Origin of the sequence: Clostridium sp. BL-8 (assembly GCF_002006495.1) — a bacterium.
In the GTDB taxonomy this organism is placed as follows: Bacteria; Bacillota; Clostridia; order Clostridiales; family Clostridiaceae; genus Clostridium.
The window spans coordinates 1-24,818 of the sequence record NZ_LZZL01000067.1 but is presented as its reverse complement, the minus strand read 5'-3'; the positions used below and the strand labels follow the sequence as shown (position 1 = coordinate 24,818).

At 28.9% G+C, this 24,818-nt stretch carries 26 protein-coding genes; 23 read left to right on the top strand and 3 right to left on the bottom strand.

Annotated elements, in window-relative coordinates; genetic code table 11:
* The first annotated feature begins 152 nt into the window (after positions 1-152).
* The 5 genes from CLOBL_RS19955 to CLOBL_RS19935 are packed head-to-tail and all read left to right on the top strand — an operon-like array spanning position 153 to position 6,880.
* Complete coding sequence (locus CLOBL_RS19955) at positions 153-1,619, top strand: hypothetical protein (protein WP_077860630.1); 1,467 nt, start codon at positions 153-155, stop codon at positions 1,617-1,619.
* 18 nt (positions 1,620-1,637) lie between these two features.
* On the top strand, positions 1,638-2,492 hold the full coding sequence (locus CLOBL_RS19950; RefSeq protein ID WP_009171288.1) for a diguanylate cyclase: 855 nt from the start codon (positions 1,638-1,640) through the stop codon (positions 2,490-2,492).
* Positions 2,476-3,501: a DUF2334 domain-containing protein gene (locus tag CLOBL_RS19945; protein ID WP_077860629.1), complete on the top strand. Its 1,026-nt coding sequence runs from the start codon at positions 2,476-2,478 to the stop codon at positions 3,499-3,501. Before CLOBL_RS19950 ends, CLOBL_RS19945 begins: the two co-directional genes overlap by 17 nt.
* A gap of 5 nt (positions 3,502-3,506) precedes the next feature.
* Positions 3,507-4,760 (top strand): glycosyltransferase, encoded by a 1,254-nt coding sequence (locus CLOBL_RS19940; RefSeq protein WP_077860628.1) that lies wholly within the window; start codon positions 3,507-3,509, stop codon positions 4,758-4,760.
* Positions 4,761-4,771: 11 nt separating this feature from the next.
* Positions 4,772-6,880, top strand: coding sequence for a cellulose biosynthesis cyclic di-GMP-binding regulatory protein BcsB (locus CLOBL_RS19935; protein ID WP_077860627.1), 2,109 nt, complete (start codon positions 4,772-4,774; stop codon positions 6,878-6,880).
* 165 nt (positions 6,881-7,045) lie between these two features.
* On the opposite strand, the gene CLOBL_RS19930 is transcribed toward CLOBL_RS19935, so the two are convergent.
* Positions 7,046-7,603, bottom strand: coding sequence for a TetR/AcrR family transcriptional regulator (locus tag CLOBL_RS19930; RefSeq protein WP_077860626.1), 558 nt, complete (start codon positions 7,601-7,603; stop codon positions 7,046-7,048).
* Between the two features lie 475 nt (positions 7,604-8,078).
* Between CLOBL_RS19930 and CLOBL_RS28615 the strand changes: the two genes are divergently transcribed.
* The 5 genes from CLOBL_RS28615 to CLOBL_RS19905 all read left to right on the top strand — a co-directional run bounded on the left by CLOBL_RS28615 (position 8,079) and on the right by CLOBL_RS19905 (position 11,489).
* Positions 8,079-8,267, top strand: a complete 189-nt coding sequence (locus CLOBL_RS28615; protein ID WP_242953881.1) for a hypothetical protein — start codon at positions 8,079-8,081, stop codon at positions 8,265-8,267.
* A gap of 12 nt (positions 8,268-8,279) precedes the next feature.
* Positions 8,280-9,122, top strand: coding sequence for an NADH:flavin oxidoreductase (locus CLOBL_RS19920; protein ID WP_347472896.1), 843 nt, complete (start codon positions 8,280-8,282; stop codon positions 9,120-9,122).
* 247 nt (positions 9,123-9,369) lie between these two features.
* Entirely contained in the window at positions 9,370-9,534 is a 165-nt protein-coding gene (locus CLOBL_RS19915; protein ID WP_077860624.1) for a phospho-sugar glycosidase domain-containing protein, read from the top strand.
* A 145-nt stretch (positions 9,535-9,679) separates the two neighbouring features.
* Positions 9,680-10,288: a copper homeostasis protein CutC gene (locus tag CLOBL_RS19910; RefSeq protein ID WP_077860623.1), complete on the top strand. Its 609-nt coding sequence runs from the start codon at positions 9,680-9,682 to the stop codon at positions 10,286-10,288.
* An 88-nt stretch (positions 10,289-10,376) separates the two neighbouring features.
* Entirely contained in the window at positions 10,377-11,489 is a 1,113-nt protein-coding gene (locus CLOBL_RS19905; protein ID WP_077860622.1) for a DUF3810 domain-containing protein, read from the top strand.
* Between the two features lie 225 nt (positions 11,490-11,714).
* Here CLOBL_RS19905 and CLOBL_RS19900 read toward each other — a convergent pair whose 3' ends face one another.
* Positions 11,715-12,146, bottom strand: a complete 432-nt coding sequence (locus CLOBL_RS19900; RefSeq protein WP_077860621.1) for a CBS domain-containing protein — start codon at positions 12,144-12,146, stop codon at positions 11,715-11,717.
* Between the two features lie 223 nt (positions 12,147-12,369).
* On the opposite strand from CLOBL_RS19900, the gene CLOBL_RS19895 reads away from it, so the two are divergent.
* The 8 genes from CLOBL_RS19895 (at position 12,370) to CLOBL_RS19860 (ending at position 20,776) form a co-directional block, all read left to right on the top strand.
* Positions 12,370-13,023: a metallophosphoesterase family protein gene (locus tag CLOBL_RS19895; RefSeq protein ID WP_077860620.1), complete on the top strand. Its 654-nt coding sequence runs from the start codon at positions 12,370-12,372 to the stop codon at positions 13,021-13,023.
* Positions 12,990-13,217, top strand: a complete 228-nt coding sequence (locus tag CLOBL_RS19890; RefSeq protein WP_077860619.1) for a hypothetical protein — start codon at positions 12,990-12,992, stop codon at positions 13,215-13,217. The genes CLOBL_RS19895 and CLOBL_RS19890 overlap by 34 nt, the downstream gene beginning before the upstream one ends.
* Before the next feature lie 235 nt (positions 13,218-13,452).
* Entirely contained in the window at positions 13,453-14,631 is a 1,179-nt protein-coding gene (locus tag CLOBL_RS19885) for an iron-containing alcohol dehydrogenase (protein ID WP_077860618.1), read from the top strand.
* A 357-nt stretch (positions 14,632-14,988) separates the two neighbouring features.
* Positions 14,989-16,398 (top strand): ethanolamine ammonia-lyase reactivating factor EutA, encoded by a 1,410-nt coding sequence (locus tag CLOBL_RS19880; protein ID WP_077860617.1) that lies wholly within the window; start codon positions 14,989-14,991, stop codon positions 16,396-16,398.
* A 322-nt stretch (positions 16,399-16,720) separates the two neighbouring features.
* Positions 16,721-18,037 carry an ethanolamine permease gene (eat, locus tag CLOBL_RS19875; RefSeq protein ID WP_077860616.1) on the top strand — a complete coding sequence of 439 codons (1,317 nt, stop codon included), beginning with the start codon at positions 16,721-16,723 and terminating at the stop codon, positions 18,035-18,037.
* Positions 18,038-18,202: 165 nt separating this feature from the next.
* Complete coding sequence (locus CLOBL_RS19870; RefSeq protein WP_077860615.1) at positions 18,203-19,570, top strand: ethanolamine ammonia-lyase subunit EutB; 1,368 nt, start codon at positions 18,203-18,205, stop codon at positions 19,568-19,570.
* A 3-nt stretch (positions 19,571-19,573) separates the two neighbouring features.
* The gene (gene eutC / locus CLOBL_RS19865; RefSeq protein WP_077860614.1) at positions 19,574-20,344 is read left to right on the top strand and encodes an ethanolamine ammonia-lyase subunit EutC; all 771 of its coding nucleotides are present in this window, start codon (positions 19,574-19,576) and stop codon (positions 20,342-20,344) included.
* 159 nt (positions 20,345-20,503) lie between these two features.
* Complete coding sequence (locus tag CLOBL_RS19860; protein WP_077860613.1) at positions 20,504-20,776, top strand: hypothetical protein; 273 nt, start codon at positions 20,504-20,506, stop codon at positions 20,774-20,776.
* 160 nt (positions 20,777-20,936) lie between these two features.
* Here the strand turns inward: CLOBL_RS19860 and CLOBL_RS19855 are convergent, their stop codons facing one another.
* Positions 20,937-21,752 (bottom strand): nitroreductase family protein, encoded by an 816-nt coding sequence (locus CLOBL_RS19855; RefSeq protein ID WP_077860612.1) that lies wholly within the window; start codon positions 21,750-21,752, stop codon positions 20,937-20,939.
* 168 nt (positions 21,753-21,920) lie between these two features.
* On the opposite strand from CLOBL_RS19855, the gene CLOBL_RS19850 reads away from it, so the two are divergent.
* The 5 genes from CLOBL_RS19850 to CLOBL_RS19835 all read left to right on the top strand — a co-directional run bounded on the left by CLOBL_RS19850 (position 21,921) and on the right by CLOBL_RS19835 (position 24,542).
* Entirely contained in the window at positions 21,921-22,268 is a 348-nt protein-coding gene (locus CLOBL_RS19850) for a helix-turn-helix domain-containing protein (RefSeq protein ID WP_035301857.1), read from the top strand.
* Between the two features lie 270 nt (positions 22,269-22,538).
* Positions 22,539-23,336 carry a DUF692 family multinuclear iron-containing protein gene (locus CLOBL_RS19845; protein ID WP_077860611.1) on the top strand — a complete coding sequence of 266 codons (798 nt, stop codon included), beginning with the start codon at positions 22,539-22,541 and terminating at the stop codon, positions 23,334-23,336.
* Positions 23,337-23,544: 208 nt separating this feature from the next.
* Entirely contained in the window at positions 23,545-23,715 is a 171-nt protein-coding gene (locus CLOBL_RS28165; RefSeq protein WP_179117803.1) for a hypothetical protein, read from the top strand.
* Between the two features lie 108 nt (positions 23,716-23,823).
* A complete protein-coding gene (locus CLOBL_RS19840; RefSeq protein WP_077860610.1) occupies positions 23,824-24,084 on the top strand; it encodes a hypothetical protein in 261 nt (86 codons plus the stop codon).
* Complete coding sequence (locus CLOBL_RS19835) at positions 24,081-24,542, top strand: GNAT family N-acetyltransferase (RefSeq protein ID WP_077860609.1); 462 nt, start codon at positions 24,081-24,083, stop codon at positions 24,540-24,542. Before CLOBL_RS19840 ends, CLOBL_RS19835 begins: the two co-directional genes overlap by 4 nt.
* Positions 24,543-24,818 lie beyond the last annotated feature (276 nt).

The following is a 24,818-nucleotide window of genomic DNA, read 5'->3' as shown; positions in this document are numbered from 1 at the left end:
TTTTTTGTAAAAGAAGAGGAATAATATATTAGAAGTATTTAATAGAAATTAATACTAAATATCTAAGATAAAGTGAAAATTAAAAGATGAGAAGTGCATTACTAATTTATTTGATATGTTTTAGCACATGAAAAAGGGATGATAAGAGAAAAATGCAGTATGTTTTAAAGAAAAAAAATATGAAAAATGTAAATTATCCTTTAGCAGCATTTGTATTAGTTATTATTATAGGATCTATTACTTTATTTTGTAATCCGATTATTGGTATGGCAGATAATGGAGACTTTTATAGAGTAATAAGTTCTAATGGAGTATATGAATTAAATCCTAATGATAAAGATTTATATAATGGTTATTTCTATAAAAATTATGGTATATACAGATATAATAACGATAATGAAAAAATTTATACATCAACTCAAGGTATATTTATTAAAGCTGGGATTTATATCAATCAAATATTTAATAAAAATTATATTTTTGATATAAGGTTTATGTCATGGATATTTTTACTTGCAGAAGCTGTAGGCATTTATTTAATTGTAAAAGTATTAATAAATGGAATTGCTGATGAGAAATATAAGATGATAATTACTTTAATAACGATTTCAATATTTTGCGATACAGGATATTTAGCTTATTATAATTCCTTTTATGGAGAAGCAGTAAACATAAGTTTCTTTTTATTAAGCATAGGGATCTTATTAAATATGATAGAGTTTAATAAATTCAATAAACTAAATATCCTATTATTTGCAATTTCTTCTTTCATATTCTTTGGAGCTAAGCAGCAGCTTGCACCAGTTGGAATTTTAATTGCAATTATACTATTAAGAATGGGATTAAAAAGAAAAGAAAAAATATTTAAGGGGCTGGCTGCAGCTTTAGCAATTGGATTTGTTATAAGTTCAATATTATTTTACAGGACAGTAAGTGGAGATTTTGAATATATAAATTTATATCATTCTATGAATAGAGGAATTTTGTTATATGAAGATAATCCAGATGAAGTTATGAGGTATTTTAATTTAAATGAACAGTATTCATTATTAAAAGACACAACCTTTTATGATAATGTAACACTAGTAAATCTATATGATAATAAGCTCATAGAAGATTATTATAAAAAATTTACTACAACTAAAATAATATCTTATTATGCTACCCATCCAAGAGCATTTTTTAAAGTATTAAAAATATCTTTTGATAATGCATATTCAATAAGACCTAATGCTATGGGTAATTATGAAAAAAGTGCAAATAGAGAATTTGGCGCAAAATCTTATTTTTTTGCTTTGTATAGTACTGTAAAGCAGAAAATGTTTAGTTCAAATATATTATTTTCACTTATTGCACTAATAATCTATATATATGGAACTATACGCAGATATATAAAGGGATATAAAAATAAGGATTATAACATTATTTTTAAAGAAGAAGCTTATTTTTATATATTTTTAGTTGGCCTATCTCAAATAGTCATATCAGTGGTAGGGGCAGGAGATGCAGATTTAGCTAAGCACGTATTTATGTATAATATGAGTTTTGATTTAATTTTAATATATCTTGTAAGTACAAAATTACAAAATAGACAACTAAAGAAAAAAGCACTTAATTAATAGAAGGGAGAGAAAAGAGTGGAACAAACGAATACGAGGAAAAAGATTGATATACTAATGACATTGCTTATAGCATATTTTTTTGCTTTATGTTTAAGTATTAAGGCGTTAGGTCTTGATGATTCTTTTGAAAATTACCTGATGATTGAATTTGTTATGATGATAGCACTGATAAGTTACTATAGCAATATTACATTAGCATTAGTGGTTACATTAGTAACCGATTTTGGTTATATGAGTTATAAATTATATTTTTATTTTAGTAACAATGTAAGTGTTGATATTAGTACATATTATTGGATTATTTTACTTCCAATTACAGCAGTTTTGGTGTCATTAGTATCTAGAAATATTGTTATATTGCAGAAAGAAAATGAAAGTTTACTCAATGAAAATTCTAAATTAGTCATGATTGATGAAGATACAAATATAAGAAATCAGAGAGCTCTTTTAATTGAATTGCCAATTTATATGAAAATGAGTATAAGGCATAAGGTACCTGTAACTTTATTTGTTGTAAGGATTAAATTTGCAGAAAAACTTAAAAGCATTTTAGGAAAAGAAGAGTATAAAGCTTTATTAATTCAAGCAAGTGAAGTTTTTGAAAAGTCTTTAAGGGAAGAAGATATAAAATATTTAATAGATTATAGAACATTTGGATTCTTAACAATTACTGACATAGATGGAGCTAAGGTTGTAAAGGAAAGATTTAAAGAAAATGTTAGTAAATTTGATTTTTCAAAAGAATCTTTTTATAAAAATGTGAGAGTAGATATTCAAATAGGAAGCTATACTTTTGACAATTCAATAAATGATCCTTTGGAATTTATTAAATTGGCTGAAAAGGAATTAGAATATGATATACAAGAATAAAGGCTTTATATGTAAGACCATAATAATTTTCATTTGTTTTATTACTATAAATTTTTTGATTGAAGGTACCAGAATCAATGCTTTGGAAACTAATAATGAGAGCTCACAAGCAAAAAGTGAAATTTATTTTTATCTTGATGATGTTACACCTTTTAATGATCTAAATAATTTAATAGATGAAGTGGATTATTTGAAAAACAATGGAATTAAGTTTTTTATAGAAGCATCACCAGTATTTATAAACGAAGATTTAAAAGCAATGGGAAGATTTGCAGAATGCTTAAGATATGCACAAGCAAGTGGAGGAAAAGTAATATTGAGGTTTCCAATAATAAACAATAAAGGTGCAAATGGTGAAACAATAAATGAGCAGCTAATTAATAATAAGATTAAAGCGGCTTTTGATAATTACACTAATTATTGGGTATATCCAGTAGGTATGAGTATTGATGAGTCATTACTTTATAATGAAGATTTAAAAAACGTCCTAAACTGTACAGATACTTTGTTTTTTAATTCTGATGATAATACTAATTTTAATTTAAATAGTTATAATAATAAATCTTATAATAATATTATTCAAAAAATCAGTTTGGATGACTATATTAAGAATAATAAAGCTAATATATCAGAGAAAAGCGCATTGTGTGTAGAGAGTGACTCTTCCTTTGAGGAATTTAAAAACAATGTAGATAGAATTCTTAGTAAAGAAATTGTTCTTACTACAAATGATAAATTAAGCTCTTATATGAAATTTACTAATGAAGTAAAAAGCAATTCGAAAGGAATTTATTTTAATAATAAAGATGTAACTCAAGTTAGATTTATTAATGCAGAAGAATATGAAAGTGCATTTAATAAGGGAGAGAGCAAAGAAGAAAATACAGTTAAAAAGGATTTGACATCGTCTAATAAGAGTTTAGAAATATTAAGCATAGTAGCAATATTAATATTTTTAATAATATTGTTATTCAGCAGAAAAATCGAAAGGAAAAGGTTTTTTAAATAAAAGATATGAGTATTGTAGATTATTTAGTTATGTATTCTTTAATAATAATATGGATAACAGTATTTATGAATGTAGTATTAGTCATATCAGGATATGTGTATTATTCAAAAATAAACAAAGAAAAAATGGATGAACAATTAGAAGAGTATCCGTTTGTATCTATATTGGTTCCAGCTCATAATGAAGGCGTGGTTATTAGAAAGACAGTGATTTCATTATTAGAATTAGATTATCCAAAGGATAAATATGAAATAATAGTAGTAAATGATAATTCCAGTGATAATTCAGCAGAAATTTTGCAGGAGATGCAAAAGTTTCATAAAGAAAGAAATTTAATAGTAATAAACACTGATAATATAATTGGAGGAAAAGGAAAATCTAATGCCTTAAATATTGGACTTGGAAAAAGTAAGGGTAAAGTTTTGGCTGTATATGATGCAGATAATACTCCAGATAAGAAAGCATTGAAGTATTTAGTACAAACTTTGATGAAGGATAAGGGCCTAGGAGCAGTAATTGGAAAATTTAGATGCAGAAATAAAGAAAGAAATTTGTTAACTAATTTTATCAATATAGAAACTCTTACATATCAGTGGATGGCACAAGCAGGGAGATGGAATCTGCTTAAATTATGCACCATCCCAGGAACTAATTTTGTTGTAAGAAGAGAAATAATGGAAGAAATGGGCGGCTGGGATACGAAGGCTATAACAGAAGATACAGAGGTGAGTTTTAGAATTTATAGAATGGGGTATAAGATAAAATTTATGCCTCTTGCCGTAACTTATGAACAGGAACCTCAAACGGTTAAGGTATGGTTTAGGCAGAGAAACAGATGGGTAAAAGGAAATATATATGTAGTAATAAAAAATTTGAAATATTTATTCAGCACAAAAGCTGACGTTACGCGATTTGATATATTATATTACACTTTAGTTTATTTTTTCTTTTTATCTGCAAGCGTAATATCAGATACTATATTTATACTTGGCGGAATAAATTTAGTTCAAATACATATTGGAGGATATCAAGCAATTTTATGGCTTATGGCATTATTGGTTTTTATCTTATCTGTAATGGTAGCAATTTCGACCGAAAAGGGAGAATTAAATTTTAAGAACGTGTTAATTATACTATTAAGCTATTTCACTTATTGCAAAATGTGGGCTATAGTATCTGTAGCTGGATTTTATAATTATTTGAGGGATATTGTTTTTAAAAGAGAAACAAAATGGTATAAGACAGAAAGATTTTCATAGGGGGGAATACAGTGAAAAAAATTATTATAAATACTATGAATATTTTACTCTTAGTAATAGTCTTTTCTTTAAATATAATAGTAGGAGTTTCAGCAGCACCCAAAGGAAACAATATAGCGGAGCAGAATGAAAGCAGTAAGACTTATAATTTTAATAATGATGTAGTTTTTAGCGGAGCATTTTCAAGTCATAGCACTTATTTTGATATAGATGAGTGGTGGAAAAATACAAAAGTAACGGCAGAAATTAATTTTAGCATAAATCAATTAATTGATGCAGATCAAGAAGCATACATAAAATTATCGGTTAACGGAACACCTTTTTATTCACAAAAAATAATATATAAAAATGATTCAGAAGAACAACAAATAAAAGTTCCTATACCTGATAATATTTTAAAAAACGGCTCAAATGAGTTAAAAGTAGAGACATATTTAAGACCTTCCGATGAAGCCTGTAAAGATGATGTTAATTTAGCTAATTGGTTTGTAATAAAAAAGAGCAGCAATGTAAAAGCAACATTTAATAATATTATTTCTGATAATAAAATATCTAATTTTCCATATCCATTTTTAAAAAATCAAGATAACACTGGAGATTTAGATGATTTATCAATTATAATCCCTGATAATTATAGTGATGGAGAGTTAAGTGCAGCATTTATTTTAAATTCATATCTAGAGAAGTTAAATGATACATATAAAAATAAAATAAGTATATTAAAATATAGTGATTTTGCAAAAAAAGAGAACACAAATAGTATTTATATTGGAGGCTATAATAGCTTTCAAAATGAATTTAATATGCAAGGCAATGAAAGTAGTAATTGCCTTATAAAGGTGTTAAATTCAGCATATTCAAAAAATGAAAATGTTAAAACTATGGTGATTTTATGTGATAATGATGATAATTTAATAAAAGGAATCAAAACCTTACAAAATAGTGATTTAGTATTTCAACTAAATAGTGATACCTATAATGTAACCAGTGATTTAAAAGCAGAAACTATGCCAGATACTAATACAAGTGGAAAAGTCACTTTTAAAGACATGGGAATCAATGAAATGCAATTAGCAGGTCCTTTTAGAAGAGAATCGACTATAAGTTATAGCATTCCTAAAAATAGAATTTTTTCTCAAAGTGATAAGATTAAGCTATTCATGAGATACTCTGATAATCTTGATTTTGATAAATCTTTAGTTACTATTTATATCAATAATACACCAATAGGTAGTAAAAAGTTAGAAGAAGCTAAATGTTCACAGGATGAGATAGAATTAAATTTGCCGAGTGATGTTAGTAATACAAATTATTTAGATATAAAAGTTGCTTTTGACTTAGAACAAAAAAATACTTATTGTGAAAAAAGAGAGGAAGAAACTCCTTGGGCTTTGGTAACAGGAGATTCCTATTTATATATTGGGAATAACACTATAAATGAATATTATTTTTCTAGTTATGGTGCTCCATTTGTGAAAGATGGAATGTTTAATGATACAGCAATGATTGTACCTGATAAGTTAAGCTCTGAGGAAATAAATTCTTTAGGAAAGGTTGTAGGATACTTAGGAAAAGATGTTTCGTATAACAATGGAGATTTTAAAGTAGTTAGAAGCTCGAATGTAACTGATGATGATAAAAAGAAAAATATAATTATTTATGGAACTCCTAAAACAAACAATTTGATTACAGCTATAAATGATCAGCTATGGTTTAAATATGATGAAAATTACTCTAAACTTTTATCAAATGAAAAGCTAGAGTTAACAGATCCTTTTAGCTCAAAAATTGCTAATTTTCAATTTGATATATCTAAGTTTGATAATCAAAAAGCTATGCTTGTATTAACATCACCAGATAGTGAGATATTAAAAGATTCATTAACTTATTTAAGCTCAACTGAAATGCTTTCAAAACTTAATGGAGATTGTGCAATAATAGATCAAAATGGTGATATTAAAACCTATAAAATGAAAAAAGAAACTTCAAAGCCTGCTTATGAAAAAATTGAAGCTTTAAGTGGTAATGCTAAAGCATTGCTTATAATTACAGAATTATTTGTAGTATTTGCAGTAAGTGCTGCAGCATTGTATTTTATGAAGAATAGGAAAAAGAAATAAATAAAATTAGAATTTTTATTTAGTATGCTAGAATAGTAAATGAGAACGTTGAAAATAATAATAAATTAAAAGTTATACAAATGAAAAGGTTAAAGCCTCAGTATAAGAATACTAAACCTTTAACCTTTTTCGTTTCATATAATATGTTTGCATAAAAGTCTTTAGTTAAATTTTTATAGCTCTCCAGCAGGCTTCTATAGTTTGTTTTATTTCTACTTCGCCTAATGGATACTTATTATTTAAATGGCCTTTAATAACAGATATAATCAACCCAGTAGCTATCTGACAACACATCATCAAATTCATTTCTCTAATAATTCCTTGCTTTTGCCCTTCAAGTATAATTGAAAAAAAATCATTCATTGCAGGGTCAGTAGTGTTTTTTAAATTTTCAGATATATATGGCGAATGAGAGTAGTTTTCAAGAAATTGTAATTCTTTTGGATAATGGATTGCAAAATCTGCTATTCTATTTAAGAAAAATTTAAATTTTTCGTATAATGTTTCTGTAGAATCATAATCTTCTATTACAAAGTTTGACATATGAATTGCTATATCTTTATATAATGCATTCACTAGTTCTTCTTTATTCTTAAAATAGTTATAAACAGTTCCGGATCCAACATTTGCCCGCTTGAAAATTTTTGCAAATGTAACAGATTGCAAGCCTTCTTCTGTAATTAAATCGAGAGTTGATGTTAAAATATCTTCACGTTTTCCCATTTCATTCACCTCTAATACTGTGGAATTTTTGTTCTAATTAATTTTATATTTTTTTTATTTTAATGTCAATTACAGATATATAAATTCCAAAAGGATGTTTTTATGTTACAAAAATTAAATGATATAGCAGGATATAATATAAAAAATAATTATAAATGGCATATTAATTCCAATAAATATTAAGAAATATATGATTTAAATTAAAAAATATATATTCAAGTCGAAAAAATGGAATGAAAATTCTAAATTTTATTGACAATATTGATATAAGTATTTATAATTTTATTAAGAATATATGTTCCAAAAAAATAACAAAACGTACTAACATTTATCTAGATAAGCTAATAAGGGTAAAGAGTCTAATTGGGAATATGGATTTTTATAAAGTTAAGGAAATGCAAAATGATGAAGTTAGAAAAAAGGTTAAGGAACAATTAAATAAATTGAAATTAATATAAAGGAGAGAAATGAATATATGAAAAAATTATTAGATACAACTAAAATGGGAAATATGACTTTAAAAAATCGTTTTATCAGTGCAGCCATAGGGGATTTTACTGGTGAAGGTCTCATCAATGAGAGAATCATTGAAAAATATGAGACTTTAGCAAAAGGTGGCGTAGGAACAATTGTTACTGGATTTACATTAGTAGATGAAGCATAAAAATCATTTCCTATATTATCAATATACGAGGATTCATTTATTGAGAATTTCAAGAAGTTAACTGATAAAGTTCATTCTCATGGAGCTAATTTCATATCCCAATTAGTATATATAGGTTCCTATGTTATGGGAGATGTAGGGGATAGAGAGGTTCTTGGACCAAGTGCCGTGGCAAACCAAAATACTAATGTTATTCCGAAAGAAATGAATATTAGTGAAATAAAGGCTGTTCAACAAAAATTTGCAGAAGCAGCAATTAGAGCTAAAAAGTCAGGATTTGATGGTATTGAAATTCATGCTGCTCACGGATTTCTGTTAAATCAGTTTATTACGCCTTATTATAATCGTAGAAATGATATTTATGGTGGTTCTATAGAAAACAGAGCAAGAATGCTGCTTGAAACATATTCAGCAATTAGAGAAGCAGTTGGACCTGAATATCCAATTTGGGTTAAAGTTAATAGTGTGGAAGGATTTGAAGGAGGATTAACTTTAGAGGATTGCCTTTATACATGTAAGGAATTAACAAAACTTGGTGTAGATGCAATAGAAGTAAGTGGTAATTTTATGTCGTTATCCTCAAATAAAGGGATTTATTTTAAAGAAGAAGCAGCTGCGATAGCTAAAGAAAATAATGTTGCCGTTATAGTTACAGGAGGAAATCGTAACTTCGAAGAAATGGAAGAGTTACTAAACAATACAGAAATTGAGTACTTTGGTATGGCAAGACCTTTTATTTCAGAGCCGGATCTTATAAATAAGTATGAGAAAGAGCATAGAACTCAAATAAAGTGTGTTAGTTGCAATCAATGTGCTAATCCTAGTAATGGTTATGGATGTATTTTAAATAAATAAAGTTTAACTATAGAATAAATGCAAATTATTAAGAATATAAAACATTTACACATCTTATTTAGAGCATCCTATGAAGCTTATATATAGCATAAAATAATATTTTTAATATAAAAAATAATCCAAGGAAAACTTTATCCTTGGATTATTTCATTTTAAAGTGTGCAAAGATCAGATTGTATAAACAGAATTATAGATATGAAATAAAATAATTAAATAGTAGGACTTGCAGCATCAAGAAGAACTCCTTATGTTAAATGAAGAATACATGAGATATATGGGAGAATTACAGATATTAAAAACTAATCAGAAGGCGGATTATAGGACAAATGTTGTAGCACGTGTTGCAGAAAATTATGTTCATATGCTTAAGTATATAAATGGTGGTAAAAAATTTTATTTTAATATAAAATAAATGTAAAGCCAAAATGAGAATTAATAAAGAGACAGAAGAGAAATTAATTTCTACGAGAAAAGCAGTTAAAGAATTAAAAAATAGACAATAATTAATATAAAATCTACTATCAATTAAAGGAATAATACTGGAGGTACAAATAAATATGGCCATATTGGAAATGTGTGTTGGAAATTATGAGGATGCTGTTTCAGCTGCTCATAAAGGAGCAGATAGAATAGAGTTATGTGATAATTTGTTAGAGGATGGAACTACTCCAAGCTTCGGAACAATTAAAAAGACTATAGAGAAATTAAATATTCCTGTAATGGTTATTATAAGGCCGCGTGGAGGAAAATTTGTATATACAGAAGATGAAGTAGAAATAATGAAATATGATATAGAAATGTGCAAAAAACTTGGAGCTTATGGAGTGGTTATTGGAGCAATAAAAAATTGTAGGGTAGATAAAAGACTTATTAAGGAATTAGTACAATTGGCTAAACCTATGAGCATAACTTTTCATATGGCATTTGATGAAGTAGAAGATAAGTTTGCAGCAGTTGATGAATTAATAGAACTTGGTGTAGATAGAATACTTACAAAAGGTGGAGCTAAAGATGCTATGTCTGGTAAAGATATCTTAAAAGAGTTAATTGATTATGCTGATAGCAGAATCTCAATAATGCCGGGAAAAGGTGTAAATAAGGAAAACAGAGATTTTCTTTTGGAGTATACAGGTGCAGATGAAATACATGGAAGTAAGATAGTTTAATTAAGAAAATGCTTTTAATAATTGGTATAATATAAAGTATACATGAAAGTTTTAAATGGATGATTACAGTATGAAAGGCTAGAAGAAAATGAATAATTTAACTGAAACAAAAGAAATTTTATCTAATAAAAGAAAGTTAAAAATAAGTGGAGTATTGTTTTTAGTCAGTGCTGCACTATTTCTTATGTCAAGATACATAGATAATTTTTCGGATTTTTATTATAAATATGTATATATAATAGTGCTTAATACCATTCCAAGAGGATTTTCTTTAATTCCCTTTTCACTATATGAGATAATACTATATGGTTTTTCAATATTTATTTTAGTTAGATTAATAAGGTATATTTATCTTGGTATAACCAAAAAACTTTCGTTTAAGAAAATTATTATAAGAGCAACGAGTAATTTTTTAATTTATGTATCAGCTTTTTTGTTTTTAAATATGATAGCTTTAGGTGTTAACTCTTTTAGAACGGATTTTGTTACTTTAACAAATTTGAAGGTTAGTAATAATTCAGACGAGGAAAGGCTTATTGAGATTTGTGAACTTTTTAAGGATAAGCTTAATGAACTAGATGGAAAGATACAAAAGGATCAAAATGGATTTTTGAAATTGGATACTAATGTAAGGCAGGAAGGAAGAGATAATATGAAAAATTTAGGTAAGACTTACTCGTTTCTTCAAGGCTATTATCCTATTCCTAAGCCATATATTTTCTCTAAGGTAATGTCTTATCAACTATTAGAAGGAGAGACAAATTTTACTCTTGAAGCTAACTATAATAATGATATGCCGCAAGTCGATATTCCAAGTACTATTTGCCATGAACTAAGTCATGTAAAAGGATTTATAAATGAATATGAAGCAAATTATATAAGTTTTCTCGCATGTATTAATTCAAATAGTTACGAATATCAATATAGTGGGTATTTTATGGCATATTCTTATTGCATGAGTGATTTATATTATTCTAATCTAGATGCTTTCAAAAAAATAAATAGTGAGCTTTCTGACAATGTGAAGCTGGAGCTAAAAAATGAAGCCTTATTTTGGGATAACTACAGAGGTGGAATATCAGATTTATATGATAATGTATATGATAAGATACTAAAAGCCGGCGGTCAGGAAGATGGTATCAGAAGTTACAATGTTGTTGTTAAATTGTTAATGGCAGGATATGGAGATCAATTTGAATAATTTTTTGGGTAATAATTTAACTAATATAATTGTAAATTAAATTCACATTTAATTTTGGCATAGTCTTTAAGCGTAATAATGTAATTAATATAATAAAATAGCATTTTAAGAAAATTGAAAATTTTCATAAATAAAAAACCATGCACGAAAAAGTGTTTATACTTTTGTAATGCATGGTTTTGTATGTTTTTTGCAGTTTTCTCAGCAGATTAAATTAACTGAGAATTACACGTGATTGTTTGTTCCAGGTTGTGAGATGTTTTTAAGTGCATTCTCTGCATTATCTTGAAGATTAGGTTCAACTGAAATATCTCCAAGAGCTACTATTCCTACAAGATTATTATTTTCTACAATAGGAAGTCTTCTTATCTGCTCGTCACTCATTATTTTTGCAGCATCGTGAACATCCATTTCAGGACGTCCTGTAACAGGATTAGAACTCATAACATCACATATTTTTTGCTGGCTTGTGTTGGCTCCGGATGCTACAGAATTTAAGGTGATATCTCTATCTGTAATGATTCCAACTAATTTTTGCGAATCACATACGGGTATTGAACCGACATCAAATTGTTTCATAATTTGAGCAGCTCTTTCAACAGAATCCTTTGAATTTAAGCTTACTATATCTTTTGACATTATATCTTTTACTAACATAATATCCACCTCCCAAAATATATTTCCCACTAAATTCACTTTTTATTTATATAAATTTTCGTCCTTTAAAACTCTTAATCCATCTGTAAGACTAAAAACATTAAGCCATAATATAAAATTTACAATTTAATAAGTAATTCACTTAAATTAACAATAGCATAATTAAATGTTAATAATGAAGTGATATAGTGACAATAGAAATAAGATAGGAGGAATTTATAGTATGAGGCTTGTTATATTAGGAGATTTTCATTATTCATCTCTTGAAGAAATGGATAGAGAGAAGGATAAGCAGATATTTGATATTAGAGATAAGTATTATGAAAAGGTGATATATAACTTTTTAAAAACTAAAGGTGATTATCATATATCTTTAGGTGACTTAACTAATTATGGTAATAAACAAGAATTGGAATATGTATGCAGTGCAATGAAAAATAAAGGAGTTAACTTTATTAATGTACTAGGAAATCATGATAGCTATAACTCATCGAAAAATGATATTTTAAGTATTACAAAGCAAGAAAGATATTTTTCTATATGTGAAGGTAATATTATAATGATTTTTATTGATTCAACTCTTGAAACAAATCATGAGCGCTGGGCAGGATATATGGACGAGGTACAGCTTCAGTGGCTTAAAAATGAAATCATACATTCAACAGGTAAGACAATTTTTATTTTTTCCCATCATCCAGTCTACGGAACTACAACTTTCTCAAAAGATGAAAACTCATATATAGAACAAATTGAAGAGTTAAATAAAATTTTAGCGTTGCATGAAGGGCGTGGAATATTTTTTTGTGGTCATAATCATGCTAATTCTATATCTAAAAGAGATAATTGGCATTTTGTTCAGACAGCAGCTACTTTTTAGACATCAATGCATTTAGAGTGGTTGACATTTATGATGACAAAATAAAGCTTGATTACAAGGAAGTAGACAATGTAAGTGAGCTTTCTAAAAATCTGGGATCTAATATGTTTCACTTTTCACTTAAGGACAATGCAGTAGGAAATGAAGAGGATAGAAGATTAGAAATTTTAAATGATGTGATAATTGGTTCATAAAACTGAAGTTGATAAGATGGCAAAAGATATTAGTTCAATATTAAGCAAAGAAGCTTAGAAATCAACTTTTAGTTTGAATCTGCCTTAATTTTCCTTGAAATAGACCTTGCTCGAAGTATTATGATAATATTGTATAAAATAAATTTATTTATGTAATGCATGAAATATATGTAAGCAAAATAAATTTATTGGGTATGATATAAAACATAAAATGTATTGAGGAGCGTGTTAGTTAATGGAGAATTTTGGATTTTATACACCAACTAAAGTAGTTTTTGGAAAAGGCGCAGAGATGCAGGTAGGTGCTCTTGTGAAGTCCCAAAACTGTAAGAAAGTATTAGTGCATTTTGGTGGAAATAGTGCAAAGAAATCAGGACTTTTAGATAGAGTTTTTGAATCTTTAAAAAGAGAAGACATTGATTATATAAGTTTAGGAGGCGTAGTTCCAAATCCTAGACTCTCAAAAGTATATGAAGGTATCGAGCTATGCAAAAAGGAAGGCGTTGATTTTATATTAGCTGTTGGTGGAGGCAGTGTTATTGATTCTGCTAAAGCAATAGGATATGGAATGGCAAATGACTGTGATGTGTGGGATATATATACTAGAAAAGCAGAGGTTACTGGCTGTCTGCCAATTGGTGCAATATTGACTATTTCAGCAGCTGGAAGTGAAATGAGCGATTCATCAGTAATTACAAATGAAGATGGATGGCTAAAGAGAGGCTTTAATAGCAATTACTCACGCTGCAAATTTGCGATTATGAATCCAGAACTTACTTATACATTGCCTAAATATCAAACAGCAAGTGGTGCGGTAGATATTTTGATGCATACAATGGAACGTTATTTTACTCAATCAGAAAGTATGGAGATTACAGATAACATTAGCGAAGGTCTAATGAGGGCAGTAATTAATAATGCAAAGATATTGATGTCAGAACCTGAAAATTACGATGCTCGTGCTGAAATCATGTGGTCAGGAAGTCTTTCACATAATGGTTTAACTGGATGTGGGTCTATTGGAGACTGGGCATGTCATCAGCTTGAACATGAACTTGGAGGTATGTTTGATGTAGCTCATGGAGCTGGGCTTGCAGCAGTATGGGGAAGCTGGGCTAGATATGTATATAAGAGTAATGTTACACGTTTTGCACAATTTGCCGTGAATGTAATGGGAGTATCGAATGATTTCCGTAATCCGGAGAAAGTGGCTTTAGAAGGAATTAAAGCAATGGAAAACTTTTATCATCAAGTTGATATGCCAAATTCAATAAGTGAGCTTGGAATTAAATTAACAGACGAGCAAATAGACGAATTATCGTATAAATGCAGTTTTAAGAATACAAGAACTATTGGAGCATTTAAGCCGATTAATACTGAAGATATGAAAAATATTTATGTTATGGCCAAATGATTTTAGAGTTATGTTAAAATTTTCTTTCATGAAAAATTTAATACACAGGAAAGACGTTTATAATACAAGAAAATAAAAAGATAATTAAGTTAATCATAGCTATAAGTTAATTTTGTAAAGAAAAAGTGAAAATATATTTACAAGATAGAAAAGTAGATATACAATGTCATTAATATATTAAGTAATGGTGCTTAGAAAGAATTAGTTCTTTTTGGGCACCATTTTTTTGTGTATTGATTAAATAATTTTGTAGGAATCTTATTTAATAAGCTTATATGAAATTCAATGTAAAAGACAATGGTGTCAAGTATTAATTTGCATCATTGTCTTCTTTTTTATTTTAGGAGGTGAAAGTATATTTTACAAAGTCAGATATATAGCATAGGTGTTGACATTGGAACATCTACAACGGAAGTCATAGTTAGTAAGTTAAAGCTTAAAAACATTTTAAGCTCTTCATTAATAAGGGAAACAGTAATTGATGGAAAGGAAATAATCTACAAAAGCCCTATTGCATTTACTCCCTTATTGGATGAAGTAACTATTGATTTTAGCAAAGTCAAAGAGATTGTCGCTAAGGCTATTAAATCAAGCGGAATAGAAAAAAATAAGATATCAACTGGAGCTGTAATTATAACTGGAGAAACTGCGAGAAAAGAAAATGCAGCAGAAGTATCTAATAGCCTTTCGGAGTTCCTAGGGGATTTTGTAGTAGCAACTGCAGGCCCTAAACTTGAGTCATTACTTGCAGGTTTTGGTTCAGGTGCTTGTGATATGTCAAAGGAGCTTAACAGAAGAATAATAAATCTTGATATTGGAGGCGGGACAACTAACGCAGCAATTTTCAACTGTGGTGAATGTGAAGAAACCTTTGCATTAGATATTGGGGGAAGACTTATTAAGTTTGATGATGAAGGGAAAGTCATTTATATTTCAAGAAGAATTGAATTTCTCATAAAGAAGTTAAATCTAGATATTGAGATTGGGAAAATAGCGGATATAAAGGATATAGAATCTTTATGCAAAAAATTAGCATGCAGTTTATCAGAGGTTTGTATCTTAAAAGAAATGAAAGAAGATACTGAAAAGTTATTTATAACTGAAGGCTTTGCAGGGATTAAAGTAGATTATATAAGTTTTTCAGGAGGAATAGGTGAATATATAGGTGATATAAATGTAGAGCTTAGTCTTAAAGAAGCCATGAAACACAAAGATATAGGAGTGGTGCTAGGAAATTGTATAAGTACAGAATTTAAAAAATATAAGAAGCTTGTGATATCTCCAAAAGAAAAAATAAGGGCAACAGTAATTGGAGCAGGAAATCATTCAATGACAATAAGCGGCAGCACAATAGCTTTTGATAAATCTGTACTACCACTTAAAAATATACCTATATTAAAACCATTTTACAAAGAAGAGAAATTAAATGAAATATATGCTCAAGGAATTAAAAAGATCAGTATGTATGAAGAATCTCCAATAGCAATTTCTCTTATAGGACCTAAGAGTCCAAGTTATGAAGAGCTTAAGATAATTGGAGATCAAATAATAAAGTTATATGAAGAAATTGATGGACCAATAATCGTAATTTTAGAAAGTGATTTTGGAAAAGCTCTTGGGCAGATAATTTCCTTAAATTTAAAAGAGAAAAGAGAAATTATATGTATAGATAAAATATCTACGAAGAATGGAGACTATATGGATATAGGTCTGCCTATAGGTGATGCGATTCCTGCGGTTATAAAAACTTTAATTTATAACTGCTAAGTTAAATATTTAAAAAGATAACTATGAAACTATTTATGTATGAAAGAATTTAACTATAAAAATACAAAAATACTTAATTATTAATATATTTAACTATAAAAATATAAAAGTATTTAAATATAAAAATTTATTAATATTTTACTATGAAAATATAAAAAAAGAAAAATATTTAAATATTTATAGTAAACATCAGGCTTTAAGGGGTTTTTGTATATAAAATTTTTTAATTGCATTGAATGTTTTAAGGAATAATCAATTAATTTTATTTTATAAATTTTAAATTAATCTGTTAATTTGAATAGATATATGGAGAGTGATAAATATGAATAATGAATTAAAAAAGACTTTAAAACCAATACAGCTTTGGGGAATAATAGTTGGTATGGTTATATCAGGAATGTATTGTGGATGGAATTATGCATTGGACTTTACAAGTCCAGTTGGATTTATAGTAGCAATTTTAATAGTTACAGTTTTTTATACTACATTTATGTTTAGTTATGCAGAACTTTCTACTGCGATACCTCATGCAGGAGGACCTTCAGAATATGCATCAAGGGCTCTTGGAAAGTTTGGTGGGTTTTTTGCTGGTTTTTCATGCTTAGTTGAATTTTTATTTGCAACACCAGCAATAGCTTTGTCAATAGGTGCCTATATTAATTTTCTAATACCAGGAGTTCCAGCAGTTATAGCAGCCATAATTGCTTATGCAATATTTGTAATCATAAATTGCCTTGGAATTGAAGCAGCAGCTAAAGTTGAACTTACTGTTACTGTTATTGCTATAGCAGGGTTAATATTATTTGTAGGAGCAGGTGCGCCACATATCGAGATGAGTAATATTCTTGGTGGCGATATTTTCAAAGGCGGCTTCAGTGGAATTTTTGGTGCAATACCATTTGCAATTTGGTTTTACTTGGCTGTTGAAGGAGGAGCAATGTCAGCTGAAGAATGTGAAAATCCTAAAAAAGACATACCAAAAGGTTTTATTTTAGGGATAGCTACTCTTGTAGTATTAGCACTTGCAACTTTCTTTGTAACAGCAGGAACAACAGATGCAGGAACTATAAGCTCATCAGATTCACCACTACCTACAGCCTTAGAGGGGATATATGGAGCAGGGCTTCTATCAAATGCAATGAGCTTCATAGGATTATTTGGTCTTATTGCAAGTCTTCATGGAATAATTATAGGATATTCAAGACAAGGGTTTGCAATGTCAAGAGCTGGATATTTACCAAAATTCTTGTCAAAGACAAATTCTAAAGGTGCACCAGTGCATTCTATAGTCATAATGAGTTTAATTGGAATGATATTTGTTTTAACAGGACAAACTGCTGTAATCATTGTTATATCATCCTTTGGAGCTGTCGCATTATATATAATAAGTATGATTTCTTTATTTATTTTAAGAAGCAGAGAGCCAGAGCTTAACAGACCTTTTAAAGTTGCTTATCCTATTGTACCTGCTGTAGCAATTATAATAGCATTCGTATTTTTAGTTGCGTTAATTATCTCGAATTTTTCTACTGTCCTATGGGTAGTTGGAGCTTATGCTTTAGCAATAATTTATTATTTTGTATATTCAAAGGTTAGTGGAACAAGTGCAGAAGAACAGCTTGATGGAGAAACTATATAAGTGACGATGAACAATGTACAAATGATAATTGACAATGAAAGAAGAAAAGTTTGTAAATTTTCAAAAATATAATTTTATCGGAAATTATACATTGTTAACTTTAAATTAGCGGGTGAGCATTATGTGCTTATCTGCTAATTGTCACTAAATGAAGGAGAGACAGATATGATTTTAAAAACAGCGCTTTTTGGAAAGGTATATAATTTCAAAGATGTAAAAGAAGTTCTTGCAAAGGCAAATGAAGAAAAATCCGGAGATAGACTTGCAGGAATTATAGCAAATTCAACTGAAGAACGAGTTGCAGCAAAAATTGTACTTTCAGAGCTTACTATAGGAGATTTAAGAAATAATCCTGTGGTAGATTATGAAAAAGATGAAATCACTAGAGTTATTCAAGATGGAGTAAATGAAGAAGTTTTTAATAATATTAAAGGAATGACAATAGGAGAATTTAGGGAATTTCTCTTAGCAAAAGATGGAGATGAAATTAAAGGAGTAAGAGATGGGTTAACTTCAGAAGTTATAGCAGGTGTAGCTAAACTTATGAGTAATATGGATCTTATATGTGCATCAAGAAAGCTCATAAATACAGCTACTTGCAATACCACTATTGGAAAGAGCGGAACACTTTCAGCAAGACTTCAGCCAAATCATCCAACAGACAGCCTTGATGGGATAATGGCTTCTGTTATGGAAGGAGTAAGTTATGGAGTAGGCGATGCTGTAATTGGTCTTAACCCAGCAGTAGATACCATTGACAGTGTATATAATATATTAAAGGCATTTAAAGACTTCATGTATAAGTTTAAAATACCAACTCAAAATTGTGTTTTAGCTCATGTTACAACTCAAATGGAGGCTTTAAAAAAGGGAGCACCTATGGATTTGATGTTTCAAAGCATAGCAGGTTCTGAACTTTCTAATAGAGCTTTTGGAATAGATGTGAAGTTAATGGATGAAGCTTATGCTATGATGAAGGAGTTAAAAGCTTCTAAAGGTGATAACTTCATGTATTTTGAAACTGGACAAGGTTCAGAATTATCTTCAGATGGGCATAATGGAGCGGATCAGCTTACAATGGAAGCAAGATGTTACGGTTTTGCTAAAAAGTATAATCCTTTTTTAGTTAATACAGTTGTTGGCTTTATAGGCCCAGAATATCTATATGATGGAGCGCAGGTAATAAGAGCAGGACTTGAAGATCATTTTATGGGAAAATTAACTGGGTTATCAATGGGAGTTGATGCCTGTTATACAAATCACATGAAGGCAGATCAAAATGATCTAGAGAATTTAGCAGTGCTGCTTGCACAAGCCAACTGCAATTATTTTATGGGAGTTCCAGGTGGCGATGATGTAATGTTAATGTATCAGTCTTCAAGCTATCATGATATAGCAGCTTTAAGAGAAATAACAAATAAAAGACCAATTAAAGAATTTGAAGACAGACTTGAAGAGCTTGGAATAATGAAAAATGGAATATTGACAAGCAGGGCAGGAGATCCGTCAATATTTTTGAATATGGGAGTGTAAGTTATGGAGAAGGATATTTTAGAAGATATATCGACAATTGATTTAAATACTAAGGTTTCAGTAGATAATCCAATAGATTATAATGGCCTTATGAGTTTAAAAAAATCAACATCAGCAAGAATTTGCATAGGAAGAGCTGGTTCACGCTACAAAACCAGTGATTACTTAAGGCTTAGAGCAGATCATGCAGTTGCAATGGATGCAGTCTGGACTCATGTAGATGAAGAAGCAATTAATGAGCTTGGTTTTTATAAAGTTCAAACATTAGTAAAAGATAAAGAAGAATATATAACAAGGCCTGACCTTGGAAGAAGCTTTTCTGAAAAAGTAATAAAGGAAATAAAAGAAAAATGCATTAGTAATGTTGATGTTCAGATTATAGCAGGAGATGGATTAAGTTCGCCAGCTATAACTGTAAATTTAAAGGAAATATATCCTATGATTGTTGATGGCGTAAAAGCTAAAGGATACAAAATAGGAACTCCCATCTTTGTTAAATATGCCAGAGTTGCTACTATGGATAAAATAAGTGAAGCAATAAATGCAAAGGTTACACTTATATTGATTGGAGAAAGACCAGGTCTTGCTACAGGTGAAAGCATGAGCTGTTATATGGCTTATGAGGCAAGCAGCAGAAAACCAGAATCTCAAAGAACTGTAATATCCAATATACACAGAAATGGAATGCCTCCAGTAGAAGCAGGGGCACAGATTGTTGAGTTAATAGGAACGTTGCTAAGGGAAAAGAAAAGTGGTATAGAGCTTAAATTATAGATATCCAACTTTAAAATTAAGCCTATATAATTTCTGGTATAGGTACGCAAGAAAGTTTAATTAAAATAGATGATTATTCTAATTAATGCAGAATAGTAAGTTAGGGCATCACAACTATAACATTGCAAAATAAGGAAAATTTATAAGGGGAGATGGGTGATGTTTTTATTTAACAAGATAATCTTTTTGTTTATTAAGGAAGATGTATACATTGGATATTCAATTGAAGAAGTATCAAAAATAATAAATATTCTAGAAGAGAACAATATCGAATATACTCACAAAGCAATAAATGATTTAAGATATGGTGATAGATTTAGTTTAAATAGGGTTGGAGTGAACATGGACTATCAAATCCAGTATACTATTTCTGTTGGCAAAAGTGATTATGCTGAAGCAAAATATCTTGTTAATAAGGTTTTGCACCCATAAAATAATGAAAGTTAATTTTGATACTAAAATAATAAACTTTATTTCATAATCTTCTCAAATTATGAATCGCTAAAAATAAATAGCAAATTGTAAAATCGTATTATTCAAGAAAGTAAGCGATTCACATCAAATCATAAATTTGAGTTATTTTGTTTAAAAATCATTTATTGATAAACCTTACATTTAAGGGATTTCTGTCTACTAGTTTCTTGTATTTATATCTTGGGTAACCAACCATAATAGCTCCCGTAATAACTGTGTCTTCAGGGATATTAAATAGAGAAATTAGTGGCAAATGATTAGAAAATGCACAAAATTCAAATAATCCAGCCCAGCAAGAACCAAGTCCAATAGTAGTTGCATATAGTTCAGCGTAAGTAAGTTCTGAAATAGTGTTTTCTCTTCCTTTTTCAAAGTTCTTTGGAGCTGTCGCGATTATAAGATGAGGAGCGTTACGCAAGATTGAATCTATTCCATAAGTTCTATAGTTTTGTACATGTCTTGAAAAACTCCAATGATGAGACGGTGTTTTTAATTGTTTTTCCATCCATTCAACTATAATTTCAGTGGCCGTTTCTAATATATTCTTACTTTCTACAATAATATATGAGATGGCTTGACTGTTGCTAGCAGTAGGTGCATAACGCGCAATATTAGTTAATTCTAATAGTTTTTCCCTAGGTACTGAAGCATCTTTATAACAACGTATTGAACGCCTCGATCTAAGAAAATGTTCTGCAGTTTTTGAATTTATAACTGGAAAGTTATCTATATCACTCTGATTAGTTATAGGTGATTTTATATTATCTAGCGCTTCATTAGGACATACAGCAACGCATTGTCCACAAGCAATGCAGTTATTAGCATTAATGACTTTAGGACCAGTTTTGTCTATAGATAAAACGCTTGAAGGACATACATTTGCACAAATTCCACACTTAATACATTTTGATTGGTTTACATTAATTAAATTCATTGAATTTCACTCCTAATTAATTAACAATTTTTACATCACATTCAAGTTCCTGTGATATAATATAATTTATATGATTGCGGTAATATTAACAAGTACGCACTTTTTAGGAACATGGTTACTATTTGTATACCATAATTAGTGTTTGAAGATATATGAGGTGGATTATAAATGATGGAATTTAAAGGTATTCAATATAATTGTTCTATGGAGCTAACATTAGATATAATAGGTGGTAAATGGAAAAATCTTATTATTTGGAATCTAGGGAAAAAAACTATGCGTTTTAATGAGTTAAAAAGAAGTTTACCTAATATTACACAAAAAATGTTAACTCAACAGCTTAGAGCTCTAGAAGAAAGACAGCTTATAAATAGAGTTATTTATAACCAAGTACCTCCAAAAGTGGAATATTCACTTACGGATTATGGAATAAGTCTTTTGCCAATTTTAAATGACTTATGTAAATGGGCAATTAACTATTCTAATTTAATTACGTGTAAAACTGAAGTAAAATAATTAAATAAGTTAAAAATTATTATATAGATAAACAAATCAAGTTTTTAATTTGTTTATCTATATTTAGTTAATGTATAATTCTATAAAAACTAAAACATATTTTGTAGATTTGAAGTAGTAAATGATAAGAAAGAAGTTCTTTGAAAATTGAATAATACGGTTTTAAATATTATGATATAATAAACTTATATTACATAAAATGGTTTATAAGTCAATTATAGTAGTGATATAGTTGAATACATTTCAAGTACATGAAGGGAGAATCTTGATATGGATATTGGATGTAACTGGTCAAAAGCTTTAAAAATTCTTATTGAGAAAGATTCGGTAAAAATAGATTATATTAAGTCATTTGGATATGGAAATTTTGATAATGATTTTAAAACGATGCGTTCAATGAGGCCTGTTTTAGTACATGGGTTGGGTTATTTTGAAAATACAGGAATGAATGACATAGAAAAGATTAATTTTAATTCTGCAAATAGTATTATAAAAAAGTGCGATTCACCTCATTACGGCCTCCATCTTGCTATAAGGTCTAAGGATATGTTTGAAGGAATGAGTAAAGAGGATATATACAAACGTATGTCTGAACAAATTCAGTTTTTTAAAAAGAATTTATCAGTACCATTATTGCTTGAAAATTCACCAGACACACCACATGATCGCAAGGCATTTGATCTCTATCCGTATATAATGCCAGAACAAATTTGTAAAATAATAATTGAAAATGATGTATCTTTTTTGCTTGATATAACACATGCAAAGCTTACAGCAAAATATAGGGGGTGGGATGTTTATGATTATATTGGAAAGTTACCACTTGATCATGTTATAGAAATTCATACAAATGGTTCGGGTTATGATACAGATGGTTTTCCAATGGATACACATCAGGCTATGGAGGAAGAAGATTACAAATTGTTGGAGTGGGTTCTTAAACGAGCAAATCCTAAAATAGTTACATTGGAGTTTAATGAAGTAGAAACAGATGATTATGATAAAGTCATTGATTCATTAGAGAACCAACTAAATAGAATACACAGCATATGTAATTCTAATAAGTAAACGGATAGTAAATCAAAAAGAGATTGCTAGAATATGTTTAACACATTCATATCCAATACAAGATGTAAATACTTTTTTTGGAAAATTTGATTGCGCAGAAGAACAAAAGGTTTTCTTGTCACGCTTTATAAAGAATACGGTATATGATGATTATGACCGACTAATACAATTGTGTGATGCAATATCATTACTAAATGGTGCGTGCATAATGGAGAAAAGGTTAATTGATGTGGCATTAAGACATGGTTTACCAGATTTCACTATTGACAAATGGAAAGCATTTTTAGATTTGAAAAAATATTTTGATAAATTGTGTGATTGTAATGTATACACATTGTTGCCAAATGTAATAGAAAATTCTTATGAGAGTTTGATATAAATTCCGGTTTGTAGGGTTGCTATAATATAATTTTAGATTCCTCAGTTAGGTCGTATATTTCAGAAATTATGAAGCATTGAAAAATAAGTTTAAAATCGGAGGAAATTTATGAGGAAAAGCAATTTAATATTGATATTTTTTGTTGTTATTTTTTTGGTGGGGATATCTATACTAATGGATAGTGTAAATTTAGGTGATAAAGAAGTGTCAAGAATTGTACATGATTACGGTGGTAGTATAGACACAAATACTTATGTAATTTATTTAGAACAGTCTATTACAAAGTATCGGTATATGGGTTCTATACTATCAATATTAGGCGGATTAGGTGCAATAAAAAATATAAGCAATGGGGGTATTAGTGAATGAGTAAATTTAAAGGTGGAGATATGATAGTTGGACTAACTAATTTGCCACATTATGAAGTAACTAACAAAAAGATTCAATTAAAAAGAGCCTTTCCTGGAGATAAAGAGGAGATATTAAATTTTGTTCATGAAAATTTTCAAGCAAATTGGACTTATGAGGTTGAGCAATCTTTGATGCAGAGTCCTGGAAAATGCTTCATTGCAACAGAAGAAGGAAAATTATTAGGATTTGCATGTTATGATGCTTCAGCAAAAGGATTCCTTGGGCCAATAGGTGTTCTTGCTTCAAAGAGAGGTGAAAATATAGGTACTTTATTATTACTACGGACATTAGAATCTATGAGGGAGTATGGATATGGATATGCTATTATAGGATGGGTTAGTGAAGCAGAACAGTTTTATAGAAAAAATGGTGAGCCAGAAAACAGTATTTATTCAAATTTAATTTTTATGAAATAGAGCGCAAATCAATTTTATAAACGTTATCATAAGTAAATATTAAATAATAAGCCTTTTTTCAAAATTAAATATAGATATGATTGTGCTAAAATTATTATAGATGTGTTAAAGATATTTAGAAAATGAAATAGATTTATCTTTTGTGTGTATCTATGCTAGAAATCATATACATTTTTGTGAAGCAGGCATTTGAAATTGAGCTGCTGAAGGTTCTTAATGGAAGCTCGTTCCATTTATTGCTTGTCACGAACTTGTTTCGGGAACATGCAGAAATGG